Below are 14,712 nucleotides of genomic sequence, written 5' to 3' on the forward strand. Positions count from 1 at the left end.
GCAGGGCGGCGAAAACGCACGGTGAACTGGAAGTAGCCTATCCATGTGGAAGATCTCTTTGGGCAAGGACCGGACAACGACGACGACGATGCCCCCGCCGCTGCACCGGGAACCGGCGCGAAGGCCTCGCCGCGCAGCCCACTCGCCGTACGGATGCGGCCAAAAAACCTGGACGAAGTGGTGGGCCAGCAGCACCTGCTGGGCTCCGGCTCACCCCTGCGCCAGCTTGCCGCCGGCGCCAACGCGGCCGGCCCCGCCGGGCCCAGTTCACTGATTCTCTGGGGCCCGCCCGGAACCGGAAAAACCACGCTGGCGCACGTGATCGCCCGCGGCCCGGGCCGGAAATTCGTTGAACTGTCCGCCATCACTGCCGGCGTCAAGGACGTGCGGCGGGTCATGGACGAGGCCCTCACCGCGCGGGACCTCTACAAAACCACCACCGTGCTGTTCCTGGACGAGATCCACCGGTTCAACAAGGCCCAACAGGACGCCCTCCTGCCGGGAGTGGAAAACCGGTGGGTGGTGCTGGTGGCCGCCACCACCGAAAACCCGTCCTTCTCCGTGGTGTCACCGCTGTTGTCCCGCTCCCTGCTGCTCACGCTGAAGCCGCTGACCGACGCGGACGTGGAGGGCCTCCTGGGCCGGGCCGTGGCAGACCACCGCGGCCTCGACGGCAAGGTGGAGCTGTCCCCGGACGCCCTGGCGCACCTGGTGCGGCTCTCCGGCGGGGATGCCCGCCGCGCGCTGACCGCCCTGGAAGCCGCCGCCGGTGTTGCCTTCGGCGACTCGGATGACGCCGGCGCCGGCATTATCGCCGTGGAACTGAAGCACACCGAGCGGGCGCTGGACGTGGCAGCCGTCCGCTACGACCGGGCGGGGGACCAGCACTACGACGTGGCCAGCGCCTTCATCAAATCCATCCGCGGCTCCGACGTCGACGCAGCCCTGCACTACCTGGCCCGCATGCTCGAGGCGGGGGAGGACCCCCGCTTTGTGGCCCGCCGGATTGTGATCTCCGCCGCGGAGGACGTTGGCATGGCGGATCCCACCGCGCTGCAGACCGCTGTGGCCGCAGCCCAGGCCGTCCAGCTGATCGGCATGCCGGAGGGTCGGATCATCCTGGCCGAAGCGGTGGTGCACCTGGCCACGGCCCCCAAGTCCAACGCCGCGTACATGGGCATCAACAAGGCCATCGCCGATGTCCGCGCCGGCCTGGGCATTGGCATCCCGGCGCACCTGCGCGACGCGCACTACCCCGGCTCGAAACAGCTGGGCCACGGCCAGGGGTACAAGTACGCGCACGACGCCCCGCATGGCGTGGCCACCCAGCAGTATCCGCCCGATGACATCGTGGGCAAGGACTACTACCAGCCCACCGCCAACGGCGCCGAACGGGACATCGCCGTCCGGCTGGAGCGGCTGCGGAAGATTGTCAGGGGCAGGTAGGCCACATGCTAGGATTGATGTTTGTCTGGCAAGGTTCGGGCGCCCAATCACCGAAAAATTCTTTCGATCCGGTTGTGCCCTGCGCCCAGTAGCAAAAGGCAGCGGTTGGCCGATGCTCTCCATTATGGAGGCCAGTAACACTGACACACCGCAGATATTGGAAGGACACAAGTGGCTAACAACACTCGTGCTCGCCGTACCGCACGCCTGTCGCGTGCACTCGGCATCGCTCTGACCCCCAAGGCCGCCAAGTACATGGAGCGCCGTCCGTACGGCCCCGGTGAGCATGGCCGTGCCCGCAAGAAGCAGGACTCGGACTACGCCGTACGCCTCCGCGAAAAGCAGCGTCTGCGCGCCCAGTACGGCATCCGCGAAGCACAGATGACCCGTGCCTTCGAAGAAGCCCGCCGCACCAAGGGCCTGACCGGTGAGAACCTCATCGAGCTGCTCGAAATGCGTCTTGACGCCCTGGTCCTGCGTGCCGGCTTCGCCCGCACCATCGCCCAGGCCCGCCAGCTGGTTGTGCACCGCCACATCCTGGTTGACGGTATCCGCGTTGACCGCCCGTCGTTCCGCGTCGGCGAGGGCCAGCTCGTCCACGTCCACAGCCGCAGCGAGACCATGGTCCCGCTCCAGGTTGCAGCAGCCGGCGCACACCGCGACGTTCTGCCCAACGTTCCGGCTTACCTTGACGTCAAGCTCGAGGCACTCCAGGCCCGCCTGGTCCGTCGCCCCAAGCGCTCCGAGGTCCCCGTGACCTGCGAAGAGCAGCTCGTCGTCGAATTCTACGCACGCTAAATTCCAGCAGCGTATCCAAAGAAGCCCGTGGCAAGCGCCACGGGCTTCTTTGTATGTAAGGTACTTGGGGGACATCTGCAGGACGCGCCAGGCGCGGGCCCGCGGACGTCGAACCGAACCACAGAATTACAAGGAGTTGAATCGTTTATGTCTGGTGGCGATATTGCCGGCCTGATCGCTGCCGGGGTGTTTGCGCTCCTGGTGCTGCTGCTCGCGGTGCCCATCCTCAAGCTGGGGCGGGTGTTTGATGAGGTCCGTACCTCCATCCGGTCCCTGAGCGACGGGGCCACGCCCCTCATGGATGAGGTCACCGCCACGGTGTCCACCACCAACCAACAGCTGAAGAAGGTGGATGGCATCTCGTCCAACGTCTCGGACGCCACCGCCAACCTTTCGGCATTGTCCTCCCTGGTGGCAGCAACCGTCGGTTCGCCGCTGATCAAGGTGGCCGCCTTCAGTTACGGCGTGCGCACCGCGCTGGCCAACCGCCGGAAACCCGCCGCCGGCCGCCGCAGCCGCTGAGTTCCGGAAAGGACATCACATGAAACGACTTGTCTGGATGGGAATCGGCGTGGCCATCGGCGTCATCGCGTTCCGCAAAGTAACCGAAGCCCAGGCCACGCTGGGCCCGGAGGGCCTCAACCGGGCCGTTGGACGGCTGGCGGACGGGGTCTACGACTTTGCCGACACCGTCCGCGCCGGTATGCGCGAACGGGAAACCGACCTCCGCACCGCGCTCGGCATCGAATCGGCGGAGGTGGCGCGCCGCTAAGCCGCGGCGCCCACGCTTTCCACCCGCAATGAACCGGCAGCGACCACCCGAAACGTCCCTGCCGCACAACGAATTTCCTCCGCGCCAACAGCCGCGCGGACCAAGAAGGGTATAAAACAGCTCATGAAGTCGCAGGAGATCACGAAGCGCTGGGTGGACTTTTTTGTCAGCAAGGGCCACACCGCGGTGCCGTCCGCCTCGCTGGTTTCCAGCGATCCCTCGCTGCTGTTCACGGTGGCCGGCATGGTTCCGTTCATCCCGTACCTGACGGCCCGCGAAGAGGCCCCCTACGCCCGCGCCACCAGCGTGCAGAAATGCATCCGCACCGGCGACATCGAGGAAGTGGGCAAGACCGCCCGGCACGGCACCTTCTTCCAGATGTGCGGCAACTTCTCCTTCGGCGACTACTTCAAGGAAGACGCCATCAGGTACGCCTGGGAGCTGCTCACCACCAGCGTGGCCGACGGCGGCTACGGCCTGCCGCCCGAGCGCCTCTGGGTGACGGTTTATGAGGAAGACGATGAAGCCAAGGAACTGTGGCTGAAGAACACCGGAGTTCCGGCGGAGCGCATCCAGAAGATGGGCAAAGCCGACAACTACTGGAACACCGGCCAGCCGGGCCCGGCCGGCCCCTGCTCCGAAATCTACTACGACCGTGGGCCTGCCTACGGCATCGAGGGCGGCCCGCTCGCTGACGAGACCCGGTACATCGAAATCTGGAACCTCGTGTTTATGCAGTACCAGATCGACAATGTCCGCTCCAAGGACGACTTCGACATCGTCGGTGAGCTGCCCAAGAAGAACATCGACACCGGCCTGGGCATGGAGCGGCTGGCCATGATCCTCCAGGGTGTCGAAAACATGTACGAGACCGACCAGGTCCGTCCCGTGATCGACAAGGCCGCCGAGCTCTCCGGCAGGGAATACACCTCCGCCGAAACCCCGGATGACCCCCACCACACGGACGATGTCCGGATGCGCGTTGTTGGCGACCACATCCGGTCCGCCCTGATGCTGATTTCGGACGGCGTCACCCCCTCCAACGAAGGCCGCGGCTACGTCCTGCGCCGGCTCATCCGCCGCGCCGTCAGGTCCATGCGCCTCCTCGGCGTTGAAGAGGCCTGCCTGCCCAGCCTGCTGCCGGCCTCCCGGGACGCCATGAAGGGTGTCTACCCCGTGGTGGACACCGACTTCGCCCGGATCAGCCGGATCGCCTACGCCGAAGAAAAGGCCTTCCTGCGCACCATCGCCTCCGGAACGGCCCGGCTGGAGGATGCCGTCAAGGAATCCAAGGCCGCCAACACGCAGCTCTCCGGCGCGGACGCCTTCGCCCTGCACGACACCTATGGCTTCCCCATCGACCTCACCCTGGAAATGGCCGAAGAGGCCGGACTCAAGGTGGACGAGCCCGCCTTCCGTGCCCTGATGCTGGAACAGCGCCAGCGCGCCCAGGCCGACGCCAAGGGCAAAAAGGGCGGCCACGCCGACCTCAGCGCCTTCCAGGAGATCCTCACCCAGGGCGAGACGGTCTTCACCGGCTACACCGAGCTCGACGGCGAATCCCGGGTCCGCGGCCTGCTCGCCGCAGGGCGCCCGGTCCAGCAGGCTTCCACGGGCGATGAGATCGAACTGGTCCTGGCCGAGACGCCGTTCTACGCCGAGGCCGGCGGCCAGTCAGCCGACACGGGCCTCATCACGGGCGACGGGTTCATTGTTGAGGTCCTGGACGTCCAGCGCCCACTTAAGGGCCTCAGCGTCCACAAGGCAGTCGTCCGCGAGGGCGAAATCGGTGCGGACTCGCTGGTCCGTGCAGCCGTGGACCGTGAACGCCGGCACGCCGCCGAGCAGGCACACACCGGCACGCACATCGTGCACGCCGCGCTGCACCAGATCCTCGGCCCGGAAGCCACCCAGCGCGGCTCCTTCAACAAGGCCGGCTACCTTCGCTTCGACTTCGCCTGGGGCGAAGGCCTGAGCACCGCCACAAGGTCCGAGATCGAAGAGGTCTCCAACCTGGCGATCCGCAACAACTACGCGGTCCGGACCAACGTCATGGGCCTCGCCGAAGCCAAGGCGCTCGGCGCCATGGCACTGTTCGGCGAGAACTACGGCAGCGAAGTACGGGTTGTGGAGATCGACGGCGCCTGGTCCCGTGAGCTGTGCGGCGGCACCCACGTTGCCAACACCTCGCTGATCGGCAGCCTGTCGCTCCTGGGCGAGCAGTCCGTTGGCTCAGGAAACCGCCGCGTCGAGGCGTTTGTGGGCATGGAGGCCTTCCGGCACCTCGCCGCGGAACGCGCCCTGGTGACGGAGCTGACCGACCTGCTGAAGGTCCCGTCGGGCCAACTGGCCGACCGGATCGCCACAACACTGGCGAAGCTCAAGGCAACCGAGAAGGAACTGGACCGCCTCCGCAAGGAGCAACTGGCAGCCGCGGCGGGCCAGCTCGTCAGCAGTGCCCGCGACGCCGGTGGCGTCAGCGTTGTGGCCCACGACGCCGGCACTGTCAGCGGCGCGGACGACCTCCGGGGCCTGGCCCTGGACCTGCGGACCCGGCTCGGATCCGCGGCAGCCGCCGTGGCCGTCGCCGGTGTTGCCAACGGGCGGCCGGTCATCCTGGTTGCCACCAACGAAGCTGCCCGGGAAGCCGGCGTCAAGGCCGGTGCCCTGGTCCGGCTCGCCGCCGGGATCCTTGGCGGCGGCGGTGGCGGCAAGGACGACGTCGCCCAGGGCGGCGGCACGGACGCAGCCAAGGTCGGCGAGGCCCTGGCCGCGGTGACCGACTCGATCGCGCGGCGATAACCGCTTCATGGACAATCCTGCAACATCCGGCGGCTACCCCCAGGGCGTGAAACTGGGGGTGGACGTTGGTACCGTGCGGGTGGGGATTGCCATCTGCGACCGTGACTCCATCCTGGCTACGCCGTACAAAACGCTGGACCGCAACGCGAAAAAGAACTCCGACATCAGGGTCATCGCCAACCTGGTGGCCGAACTGGGCGCCGTGCAGGTCATTGTGGGGCTGCCGCGCACCATGAAGGGCGAGGAACACGCGTCCGCACGGATGGCCACCGACTATGCCCTGCTGCTCGCCACAGAGCTGTCGAACCGGTCGCTGGACGTGCCGGTGACGCTCGTGGATGAGCGGCTCAGCAGCGTTTCGGCGCACCGGAGCCTGCGCGAAGCTGGCATGAGCAGCCGGGATCACCGTAAAGTAGTGGATCAGGTCGCTGCTGCGGGCATACTCCAGCACGCCATAGACATGCAAAAAGCCAGGGGAACGGATGTCGGCTCACGTGTGAGCGCTCCTTCCCTTTCCGTGGACTTGGGGGTCAGCGGGGCTGGGGAGCCATTCCCTGCTCCGCCGGGAAACGCGGCCCGATCTTCAGATAATGGAAGGCAACAGTGAGTCCTGCCAACAGTGACGATGCTTCCGGTGCGCACGATGCCGGCGCGGCCCGGCCGCTGACCCGCAAGGAAATCCGGGAACGCGAGAAGCACCTCAACGACGGCCCCGGCCCGGAGCTGCAAGAGGGCGACGGCCCCGCCGTTCCGCCGCAACCCTCAGCGCCGCCCGCAACGGCAGGCATTCCCGCCGTTCCCGACGCGCTGCCTTCCATCCAGGATGCGCACCACGACGACGCCGCCCACCCGGACCAGTACGGCCAGCCCGACCCGGCCTACGCGGACCCGGCCGACCGGGAACCCGCGTACGCCGTACATCACCAACAGCAGGCAGATGCGCACCCGGACGGCGCATACGACGACGGCGCGCACCACGGTGCCGGCAGCCAACACAGCGGGGACCACCACGATGCCCACCACCTTGCTGATGCCCGGCACACTGACGAGCACCACGAATTGCTGCCCGGCTCCGCGGCGGTACAGGTAGTGGCGAAGCCGTCCCGGAAGGTCCGGCGGCGTCGCCGCTTCCTCGCCCTGTTGATCACCCTCGCCGTTTTTGTGGCGGCCGTGGCCGTTGGTGCCCAATTCCTCAAACCCCTCCTGGGCAGCGACCAGGCCGCCGACTTCCCGGGCCCGGGAAGTGGTGAGGTGCAGGTGACAGTGGACAACGGCGAAGGCACCCGCTCGGTGGCTGCGGATCTTGAAAGCAAGCGCGTGGTGGCCAACGCCGACACCTTCCTGCAGGCGTTCGCAGCCTCCGGGGGAGTCCTTGCGCCTGGGGACTACACCTTCAAGGCTGAAATGAAGAACACCGACGCCGTGGACGTGCTGCTCGGAAAGAGCCAGGCGAAGGTCATCTACATCGCCCTGAGCGCCGGGCTGCGCGTCGGCGAATCGCTGCAGGCAATCGCCGACGGCTCCGGCGTCACCGTCCAGCAACTCCAGGCTTTCAACAATGCGCCGGCCCAGTTCGGGCTGCCGGCCACGGCGAAAAACCTCGAAGGATACCTGGCACCGGGCGAGTACCGGTTCCCCCTGGGCACCCCGGCCAAGGAGATCCTGCAGAAACTTGTCAGCACCACCGTTGACGAGCTTAAATCCCAGGGCATCACCGACCCCGCCAAGCAATACGAAGCCGTGACGGTGGCCAGCATCGTCCAGGCTGAAGGCGGCCAGGCCGAGTACGGCGATGTGGCCGGTGCCATCTACAACAGGCTCAAGCCCAACGACCAGACCGGCGGCTTCCTCCAGGTCGACTCCGCCGTCACGTACGGGCTGGGCACCAAGAGCTTCAACTTCACCGATGAAGAGCGCAAGGACAAGTCCAACCTGTACAACACCTACGCCAACCCCGGCCTTCCGCCGGGCCCCATCGGCTCGCCGGGCAAAACAGCCATCGACGCGGCGGCCAAGCCGAAGGCGAACGACTACCTGTACTGGGTCACCGTCAACCTCGATACCAAGGAGACCAAGTTCTCCCGGACGCTGGCTGAGCACAACGTGTTTGTGGAGCAGTACAACACCTGGTGCATGGCCAACGCGGGACGTTGCACATGAGCCTAAGGGCTGCCGTCCTGGGCCACCCGATCAGCCATTCGAAATCACCGGCGCTGCACCTTGCCGCGTACGCCAAGCTCGGCGTGGAGATCGGCTACACGGCCATCGATGTCACCGAGGAACTCCTGCCGGCGCTCATGCGCCAGGTCCGCGGGCAGGCCGGCTGGTGCGGGCTCTCCGTGACCATGCCGCTGAAAACCGCCATGCTGCGGCAGGTGGACCAGGTCCGGGGCGTTGCGCAGACCCTCGGCGTGGTGAACACCGTCTCCTTCGAGGCCCATGCTGGCGGATTCCGGACCGTCGGGTCCAACACCGACGTGGCCGGAATCGTCAACGCGCTGCGGTATGCCGGCGCCGGCGCCACGCCGGCTGGCGTGGTGCTGGGCGGCGGCGGTACGGCCGCCGCCGCCGTGGCTGCACTGCGGGATCTTGGCGCAGCAACCGTGACGGTCATCGTCCGCGACCCCGCCCGGACCGCTGAGGTGCGCGCCGCCGCGGACAGCCTGGGCGTGGCCTTGGATATCCGGGACATGGCCGGCGCCGCTTCCGTCCTGGCGGCTGCCGACGTCGTAATTTCCACCCTGCCGCCCCGCGCCGCGGACGGGCTGGCTGCGCAGGTGGCTGCCCTGAAAACCGCCACCCCGGGCGTCTTGCTGGATGTGGCCTACGACCCATGGCCCAGTCTCCTGGCATCCGTTTGGGAGACCGGCGGCGGTGCCGTGGTGCCCGGGCTGGAGATGCTCCTGTACCAGGCGGTGGAGCAGGTCCGCCTGTTCACCGGCCGGGGTGCGGACGTTAATGGAGCTGTCATAGATGTGATGTGTGACGCAGTCGGCCTTGCCCGACGGGCGTTCTAACCGCCCTACGTGGCAGGATGGAAATTATGCGTTGGTTGACTGCCGGTGAATCCCATGGCCCGGCTCTGATGGGAATTATTGAAGGCGTCCCCGCCGGTGTGGAAATCACCAGCGGGCACATCGCGGACTCTTTGGCACGCCGCCGCCTGGGCTACGGGCGCGGCGCGCGGATGAAGTTTGAGCAGGATGTTGTCACCATTCTTGGCGGCGTGCGGCACGGCCTCACCCAGGGCGGCCCGGTGGCCATCCAGGTGGCCAACACCGAGTGGCCCAAATGGGAACAGATCATGGCCTCCGACCCCGTGGCGCCCGAAATCCTCGCCGACCAGGCCCGGAACGCGCCCCTGACCCGGCCGCGGCCCGGCCACGCCGACTTCACCGGCATGCAGAAGTACGGCTTCGACGAGGCCCGTCCCGTGCTGGAACGGGCCAGCGCCCGCGAAACCGCCACCCGCGTGGCCATGGGTGCCGTTGCCGGTTCGTTCCTCAAGCACCTGGGCATCGAACTGGTCAGCCACACCGTCTCCATTGCCAGCGTCACCGTGCCCGAAGGCCGGCCGCTGCCCGTTCCCCGGGACGTCATCGCCCTGGACGCGGACCCGCTGCGGTGCTTTGACCGGGAAACTTCCGACGCCATGGTGGCCGAAGTGGACGCGGCCCACAAGGAAGGCGAAACACTCGGCGGCGTTGTTGAGGTCCTCGCCTACGGGCTTCCGCCGGGACTTGGCAGCTACGTGCACTGGGACCGGCGGCTGGATTCCCGGCTCGCCGCGGCGCTGATGGGCATCCAGGCCATCAAGGGCGTCGAAGTGGGTGACGGTTTCCTGACCGCCGCCCGCCGCGGTTCCGCCGCGCACGATGAGATTGTCCGCGACTCCGACGGCCGGATCAGCCGCACCAGCAACCGCGCAGGCGGCATCGAAGGCGGCATGAGCATCGGCGACGTACTGCGGGTCCGCGCCGCGATGAAGCCCATCGCCACGGTGCCCCGGGCGCTGAAAACCATCGACGTCAGCACCGGCGAGGCCGCCAAGGCCCACCACCAGCGATCGGACGTCTGTGCCGTCCCCGCTGCCGGGGTTGTGGCCGAGGCCATGGTGGCCCTGGTCCTGGCAGAGGCAGTCATCGAGAAGTTCGGTGGCGACTCCGTGGCGGAAACCGCACGGAACATCAAGGGTTACCTGGACAATATTCCGGCAGCCCTGGACTCGATCGGCCACTAGTGCAGCACCGCAGCCACTCCGGTCCTGCGGACCAGCGGCCGATCGTCCTGATCGGCCCCATGGCCGTGGGCAAGTCCGCCATCGGCCACCAGCTTGCCCAGCAGCTCGGTGCCCCGTTTGTGGACACGGACGCCGTCATTGTGGCCGGCCACGGCAGCATTGCGGATATTTTCGCCTGCCGCGGCGAACACGCCTTCCGTGAAATCGAGGCGCGCACCGTGGCCGGTGTAGTGGATGCAGCCGCCGGGACGGGCACCGTCATCTCCCTGGGTGGGGGAGCGGTCCTTGATTCCGGCACCCAGCAGGTCATCGGCAACTGCACGGTGGTGTACCTCGAATGCGACGCGTCCACCGTCGCCGGCCGGATCGCCAGGAATTCCAGCCGGCCGTTGCTGGCAGGCGACGCCATGGGCCGCTGGACCACCATGTTTGCTACCCGCCAGCCCGTCTATGAACGGCTGGCTGACATCACCCTGGACGTGCGGCACGGCTCGGTTTCCGAGCTTGGCGGACGGCTGGAAGCAGCACTGCGGAGCTACGCAGCTGCCCGACAGGAAGTTGAGAAGTGAGCACCGAATCAACAGTCATCAAAGTCACCGGCGACGCCGCTGCCAGCAACTACGACGTGGTGGTGGGACGCGGCCTGCTCGGTGAACTGCCGGCGTTGCTCGGTGAACGGGTCCGGCGGGTACTGGTGATCCATCCGCGCGCGCTCCGCCTCACCGGCGATACCGTCCGCGATGAGCTGGCGGCCGCCGGATTCACTTCCCTGACCGCCGAAATCCCCGACGCGGAAGAAGGCAAGCACATCCAGGTGGCCGCGTTCTGCTGGCAGGTCCTGGGCCAGAACGACTTCACCCGCTCCGACGCGATTGTGGCAGTGGGCGGCGGAGCCGTGACGGACCTGGCCGGTTTCGTGGCCGCCACCTGGCTGCGCGGGGTCAAGGTCATCCACATGCCCACCAGCCTGCTGGGCATGGTGGACGCGTCCGTGGGCGGCAAAACGGGCATTAATACGGCCGAAGGAAAAAACCTGGTGGGCTCCTTCCACCCGCCCGCCGGTGTCCTGGTCGACCTGGACACGCTGGCCACACTGCCTAAAAACGAAATCATCTCGGGCCTGGCCGAGGTCATCAAATGCGGGTTCATCGCCGACCCCGCCATCCTGGACCTGCTGGAAAAGGACACCGCCGCCGTGGTGGACCCGCAGTCTGCGGTGCTCCGCGAACTGATCGAACGGGCCATCTCCGTCAAGGCCAAGGTGGTCTCCGAGGACCTCAAGGAAGCCGGTTTGCGGGAATACCTGAACTACGGCCACACCCTGGGCCACGCGATCGAACTGGTGGAACGCTACTCCTGGCGGCACGGCGCCGCGGTCTCCGTCGGCATGATGTTCGCCGCTGAACTTGCCCGCAGCGTGGGCCGGCTCAGCGACGTCGACGCCGACAGGCACCGGAGCATCCTGGAAGGGCTGGGGCTGCCCGTCACCTACCGGCGGGACCGCTGGCAGGGCCTGCTGGACGGCATGCGCCGGGACAAGAAGTCCCGCGGTGACCTGCTGCGGTTTGTCGTGCTCGACGGCGTCGCCAAACCAGGGATCCTGGACGTTCCGGACACGTCCCTGCTGTTCGCCGCCTACCAGGAAATAGCTTCCTGATGCAGGGCGACCTGGCAGGAACGGCCGACTGGCCCGAAGCCGGCTTCCCCGGCGTCAGGATCAACCCCGAAACCCTGCTGCCGCAGGTGATCAACCCTGAGACGTGCCGTGCGGCCCTGGAAGCGTCGGTGGATCCCGCGGACGCCATTTTTGTCCTGCTGGTGGAAGGACACTCCTCCGAGGCCGCCGAGCTTTTGGCTGACGCCCGCTTCCGCGACCCTGAGTCCTTCAAGCTCCGGGCGTTCGAAGCCGAGGTGCTGCGGGTCTCCAACCGCCTGGATTTGGCTGTGGACCTGTTCCGGCAGCTCCTGGCGGAGGTGCAGGGCACCCCCCGGGAAGCCATGGCGCTGCAGTTCCTGGGCAAAACCCAATACACCGCCGGGCAGACCTCAGCCGCCGTCGAGTCCTTCGCCCGGGCCCTTGACCTCCGCGTCGCCGCGTCCGCTGATGCCGCCCTGATCTACTCCTCCACCGTGGCGCTCCGACGGGCCCGCGATGTCCTGGATCTGGCCTGCTGAGGGCCGGTCGCGGGACCGGACGGCAGGACCGGTCCAATTACCGGTAGAATGATTCTTGGATTTTTGACAAACAGGCGCCGGCAAGCCGTTTGGCGTGCCCGCCCGGCATACAGCGTCTGCACGCAACCCGATACGGAAACCTGAGGAAACAGTGGCAACCACTAACGACATCAAGAACGGTACGGTCCTGAAGCTTGAGGGCCAGCTCTGGAACATCATTGAATTCCAGCACGTCAAGCCCGGCAAGGGTGGCGCCTTCGTCCGCACCAAGATGCGCAACGTGATGTCCGGCAAGGTTGTTGACAAGACGTTCAACGCCGGGCTCAAGATCGAGACCGCCACCGTTGACCGCCGCGACTACCAGTACCTGTACCAGGACGGTGCGGACTACGTGTTTATGGACACCTCGGACTACGACCAGATCACCGTGTCCGCCGCCACCGTAGGCGACGCCACCAACTTCATGCTTGAGAACCAGATGGTCAACATCGCGATCCACGAAGGCAACCCGCTCTACATCGAGCTGCCGCCCAGCGTTGTACTCGAAATCACCTACACCGAACCGGGCCTGCAGGGCGACCGTTCGTCCGCCGGTACCAAGCCGGCCACCCTGGAAACCGGCTACGAGATCCAGGTCCCGCTTTTCGTGGAGAACAACACCAAGGTCAAGGTGGACACCCGTGACGGCAGCTACCTCGGCCGGGTTTCCGAGTAGTGAGCGCACGCGGTAAAGCCCGGACCAAGGCGCTGGACGTACTTTTTGAGGCTGAGCAGCGTTCAGTGTCTGCCTTTGATGTCCTCCGCGCCCGTCGGGAAAAGACTGACCAGATCATCAACCCTTACACCCTGGAAATCGTTGAGGGTGTGGTCTCCCAGCAGCCCACCATCGACGAGTTCCTCGAAACGTACTCCCAGGGTTGGACGCTGGAGCGGATGCCCTCGGTTGACCGCATCATCCTGCGGATCGGCACCTGGGAACTGCTCTACAACGACGACGTCCCCGACGGTGTTGCGGTCAGCGAAGCAGTAGCGCTGGCCAAGACGCTGTCCACTGACGAGTCGCCGCAGTTCATCAACGGCCTCCTGGGCCGGCTGCAGCAGTTGAAACCCTCACTGCTGGCCTAACCCGGGCCATCTACTGGTTACGGAAGGCCCCGCTCCTCTGAGCGGGGCCTTTTGTGCATCCGGCTCAGCCCGCCACGGAGGCCCGGAGCGCCAGGACCCGTTGCAGCTGCTGCCGCTCCTCCGCCTGGTGCAGCGGGACGTCCCTGCCGCTGAGGATGCGCTGGCGGATGTTGGCCAACCGGGTGGCGGCTCTGATGAAGTCCTTCATCTGCCGTTTCCGGCCGTAGCCTGCCGCCCATGCCAGGGCCGCCCGGCGGCCGGCCAGGGTGGCGAGCAACTGCACCTCCTGGGCAGTGAACCAGCCGGCAGCCGAATACTCCAGCAGCCGCTGCCGGGTCAGCCGCTTCTCGGCAACGCGCAGCAGGATGATGCCGGCCACGGCGAGCAGGAAGATGGGCACCTGGACCAGCGCGTAATCAAGCAGGAAGCCCTGGCCCATGCTGTTCCAGCGGTTGTGCAGGAGCATGGCCGGGAGCAGCCCCACAAAAAACGCGGCCACCGAGGCGCCGGCATGCCAGCGCCGGGCTGCGAAGCCCATGACCAGGCCGGTGGTGCCGGTGAATAAGGCATGCGCAAAAGGCGACATGATGCCCCGGAGGAAAAACACCTGGGCAAAGTCGCCCGCGGGGTCCGTGGATTCCGCGATGGCCCGGCCGAAATACAGGATGTTTTCCGTAAAAGCGAAGCCACCCGCGATGGTGAAGGCAAACACCACCCCGTCCACCGGTCCGTCAAAATGGCGGCGCGCCAGCAGCAGGATGACCAGCAGACCCAGCGATTTGGCGAACTCCTCCACAATGGGCGCCTGGACCGTGGCCAGGTAGGTCCGCAGGTCCGGCTCGTCGGAGAACTGGAACGTCACCACAAACAGCGGCTGGATCAGCAGGGTCACGGCGATGGACACTGCCGCGCCCCAGGTGAAGGCGAAAAACAACAGCCGCTTGGGCTCCGGTTCCCATTTGTCGATCGCCTGGACAGCCAGCAGCACAATGGACAACGGAACCAACGAGGCCACGAAGCCGATCACCAGCCCGCCGGGCCCGGTATTGGCGAACAGGAACGGCACCACAAGGAACAGGCTCAGGAACGCCAGGACACTGCCGCCAATGGTCAGCCCAAGCAACCCGCCACGCCTCCCCGGTGAGCGCTGCAGGGAGTCCTGCGCCGGGCCCGGCATCACGGGGGCCAGTGCCCTGCCCTGGTGGCCGGGCGCCGGGCGGTAGTCCTGCTGCCGGACCTGGCCCATCCAGCTGGGATTGGCCTGGGCGGGAAACGGCCGGCCGGGGCCGGCGGAAGGATCACCGGATGGCTGGTGCGGGGGCATCGACATAACGGCCAGCCTAGGCGGGCCCGG

At 66.8% G+C, this 14,712-nt stretch carries 15 protein-coding genes; 14 read left to right on the forward strand and 1 reads right to left on the reverse strand.

Translation table 11 applies throughout. The features are described from left to right. The first annotated feature begins 45 nt into the window (after positions 1 to 45). The 14 genes from ASF72_RS09070 to nusB all read left to right on the forward strand — a co-directional run bounded on the left by ASF72_RS09070 (position 46) and on the right by nusB (position 13,358). Complete coding sequence (locus tag ASF72_RS09070; RefSeq protein WP_056598173.1) at positions 46 to 1,446, forward strand: replication-associated recombination protein A; 1,401 nt, start codon at positions 46 to 48, stop codon at positions 1,444 to 1,446. A gap of 171 nt (positions 1,447 to 1,617) precedes the next feature. Further along, positions 1,618 to 2,244 (forward strand): 30S ribosomal protein S4, encoded by a 627-nt coding sequence (gene rpsD / locus ASF72_RS09075; RefSeq protein WP_050684650.1) that lies wholly within the window; start codon positions 1,618 to 1,620, stop codon positions 2,242 to 2,244. Positions 2,245 to 2,391: 147 nt separating this feature from the next. Continuing rightward, on the forward strand, positions 2,392 to 2,766 hold the full coding sequence (locus tag ASF72_RS09080; RefSeq protein WP_050684651.1) for a DUF948 domain-containing protein: 375 nt from the start codon (positions 2,392 to 2,394) through the stop codon (positions 2,764 to 2,766). A gap of 19 nt (positions 2,767 to 2,785) precedes the next feature. Further along, positions 2,786 to 3,016, forward strand: a complete 231-nt coding sequence (locus ASF72_RS09085; RefSeq protein WP_235504685.1) for a DUF6167 family protein — start codon at positions 2,786 to 2,788, stop codon at positions 3,014 to 3,016. A 123-nt stretch (positions 3,017 to 3,139) separates the two neighbouring features. Next, positions 3,140 to 5,818, forward strand: coding sequence for an alanine--tRNA ligase (alaS, locus tag ASF72_RS09090; protein ID WP_056598175.1), 2,679 nt, complete (start codon positions 3,140 to 3,142; stop codon positions 5,816 to 5,818). Between the two features lie 7 nt (positions 5,819 to 5,825). Next, positions 5,826 to 6,425, forward strand: a complete 600-nt coding sequence (gene ruvX, locus ASF72_RS09095) for a Holliday junction resolvase RuvX (protein WP_050684653.1) — start codon at positions 5,826 to 5,828, stop codon at positions 6,423 to 6,425. Beyond that, positions 6,422 to 7,978: an endolytic transglycosylase MltG gene (gene mltG / locus ASF72_RS09100; RefSeq protein ID WP_056598178.1), complete on the forward strand. Its 1,557-nt coding sequence runs from the start codon at positions 6,422 to 6,424 to the stop codon at positions 7,976 to 7,978. The genes ruvX and mltG overlap by 4 nt, the downstream gene beginning before the upstream one ends. Then, positions 7,975 to 8,835 carry a shikimate dehydrogenase gene (locus ASF72_RS09105; protein ID WP_056598180.1) on the forward strand — a complete coding sequence of 287 codons (861 nt, stop codon included), beginning with the start codon at positions 7,975 to 7,977 and terminating at the stop codon, positions 8,833 to 8,835. The genes mltG and ASF72_RS09105 overlap by 4 nt, the downstream gene beginning before the upstream one ends. Positions 8,836 to 8,858: 23 nt before the next feature. Beyond that, on the forward strand, positions 8,859 to 10,058 hold the full coding sequence (aroC, locus tag ASF72_RS09110; RefSeq protein ID WP_050684715.1) for a chorismate synthase: 1,200 nt from the start codon (positions 8,859 to 8,861) through the stop codon (positions 10,056 to 10,058). Further along, positions 10,058 to 10,627: a shikimate kinase gene (locus ASF72_RS09115; RefSeq protein WP_050684656.1), complete on the forward strand. Its 570-nt coding sequence runs from the start codon at positions 10,058 to 10,060 to the stop codon at positions 10,625 to 10,627. The genes aroC and ASF72_RS09115 overlap by 1 nt, the downstream gene beginning before the upstream one ends. After that, on the forward strand, positions 10,624 to 11,715 hold the full coding sequence (gene aroB / locus ASF72_RS09120) for a 3-dehydroquinate synthase (protein ID WP_056598182.1): 1,092 nt from the start codon (positions 10,624 to 10,626) through the stop codon (positions 11,713 to 11,715). Before ASF72_RS09115 ends, aroB begins: the two co-directional genes overlap by 4 nt. Further along, entirely contained in the window at positions 11,715 to 12,233 is a 519-nt protein-coding gene (locus tag ASF72_RS09125) for a tetratricopeptide repeat protein (RefSeq protein WP_056598184.1), read from the forward strand. Before aroB ends, ASF72_RS09125 begins: the two co-directional genes overlap by 1 nt. A 151-nt stretch (positions 12,234 to 12,384) precedes the next feature. Beyond that, positions 12,385 to 12,948 carry an elongation factor P gene (gene efp / locus ASF72_RS09130; protein WP_050684659.1) on the forward strand — a complete coding sequence of 188 codons (564 nt, stop codon included), beginning with the start codon at positions 12,385 to 12,387 and terminating at the stop codon, positions 12,946 to 12,948. Next, positions 12,948 to 13,358 (forward strand): transcription antitermination factor NusB, encoded by a 411-nt coding sequence (gene nusB, locus ASF72_RS09135; RefSeq protein WP_050684660.1) that lies wholly within the window; start codon positions 12,948 to 12,950, stop codon positions 13,356 to 13,358. Before efp ends, nusB begins: the two co-directional genes overlap by 1 nt. Before the next feature lie 64 nt (positions 13,359 to 13,422). Here nusB and ASF72_RS09140 read toward each other — a convergent pair whose 3' ends face one another. Continuing rightward, positions 13,423 to 14,688, reverse strand: a complete 1,266-nt coding sequence (locus ASF72_RS09140; protein WP_050684661.1) for a PrsW family intramembrane metalloprotease — start codon at positions 14,686 to 14,688, stop codon at positions 13,423 to 13,425. Positions 14,689 to 14,712: the final 24 nt, after the last annotated feature.

It is taken from the genome of Arthrobacter sp. Leaf141 (assembly GCF_001424565.1).
Taxonomy (GTDB): domain Bacteria; phylum Actinomycetota; class Actinomycetes; order Actinomycetales; family Micrococcaceae; genus Arthrobacter.

Bases quoted from the DNA above. Each gene is read 5' to 3' on its own strand.
- ASF72_RS09080 (WP_050684651.1), top strand. From the start codon at position 2,392: ATGTCTGGTGGCGATATTGCCGGCCTGATCGCTGCCGGGGTGTTTGCG.
- ASF72_RS09085 (WP_235504685.1), top strand. From the start codon at position 2,786: ATGAAACGACTTGTCTGGATGGGAATCGGCGTGGCCATCGGCGTCATC.
- alaS (WP_056598175.1), top strand. From the start codon at position 3,140: ATGAAGTCGCAGGAGATCACGAAGCGCTGGGTGGACTTTTTTGTCAGC.
- ruvX (WP_050684653.1), top strand. From the start codon at position 5,826: ATGGACAATCCTGCAACATCCGGCGGCTACCCCCAGGGCGTGAAACTG.
- ASF72_RS09105 (WP_056598180.1), top strand. From the start codon at position 7,975: ATGAGCCTAAGGGCTGCCGTCCTGGGCCACCCGATCAGCCATTCGAAA.
- ASF72_RS09125 (WP_056598184.1), top strand. From the start codon at position 11,715: ATGCAGGGCGACCTGGCAGGAACGGCCGACTGGCCCGAAGCCGGCTTC.
- ASF72_RS09140 (WP_050684661.1), bottom strand. From the start codon at position 14,688: ATGTCGATGCCCCCGCACCAGCCATCCGGTGATCCTTCCGCCGGCCCC.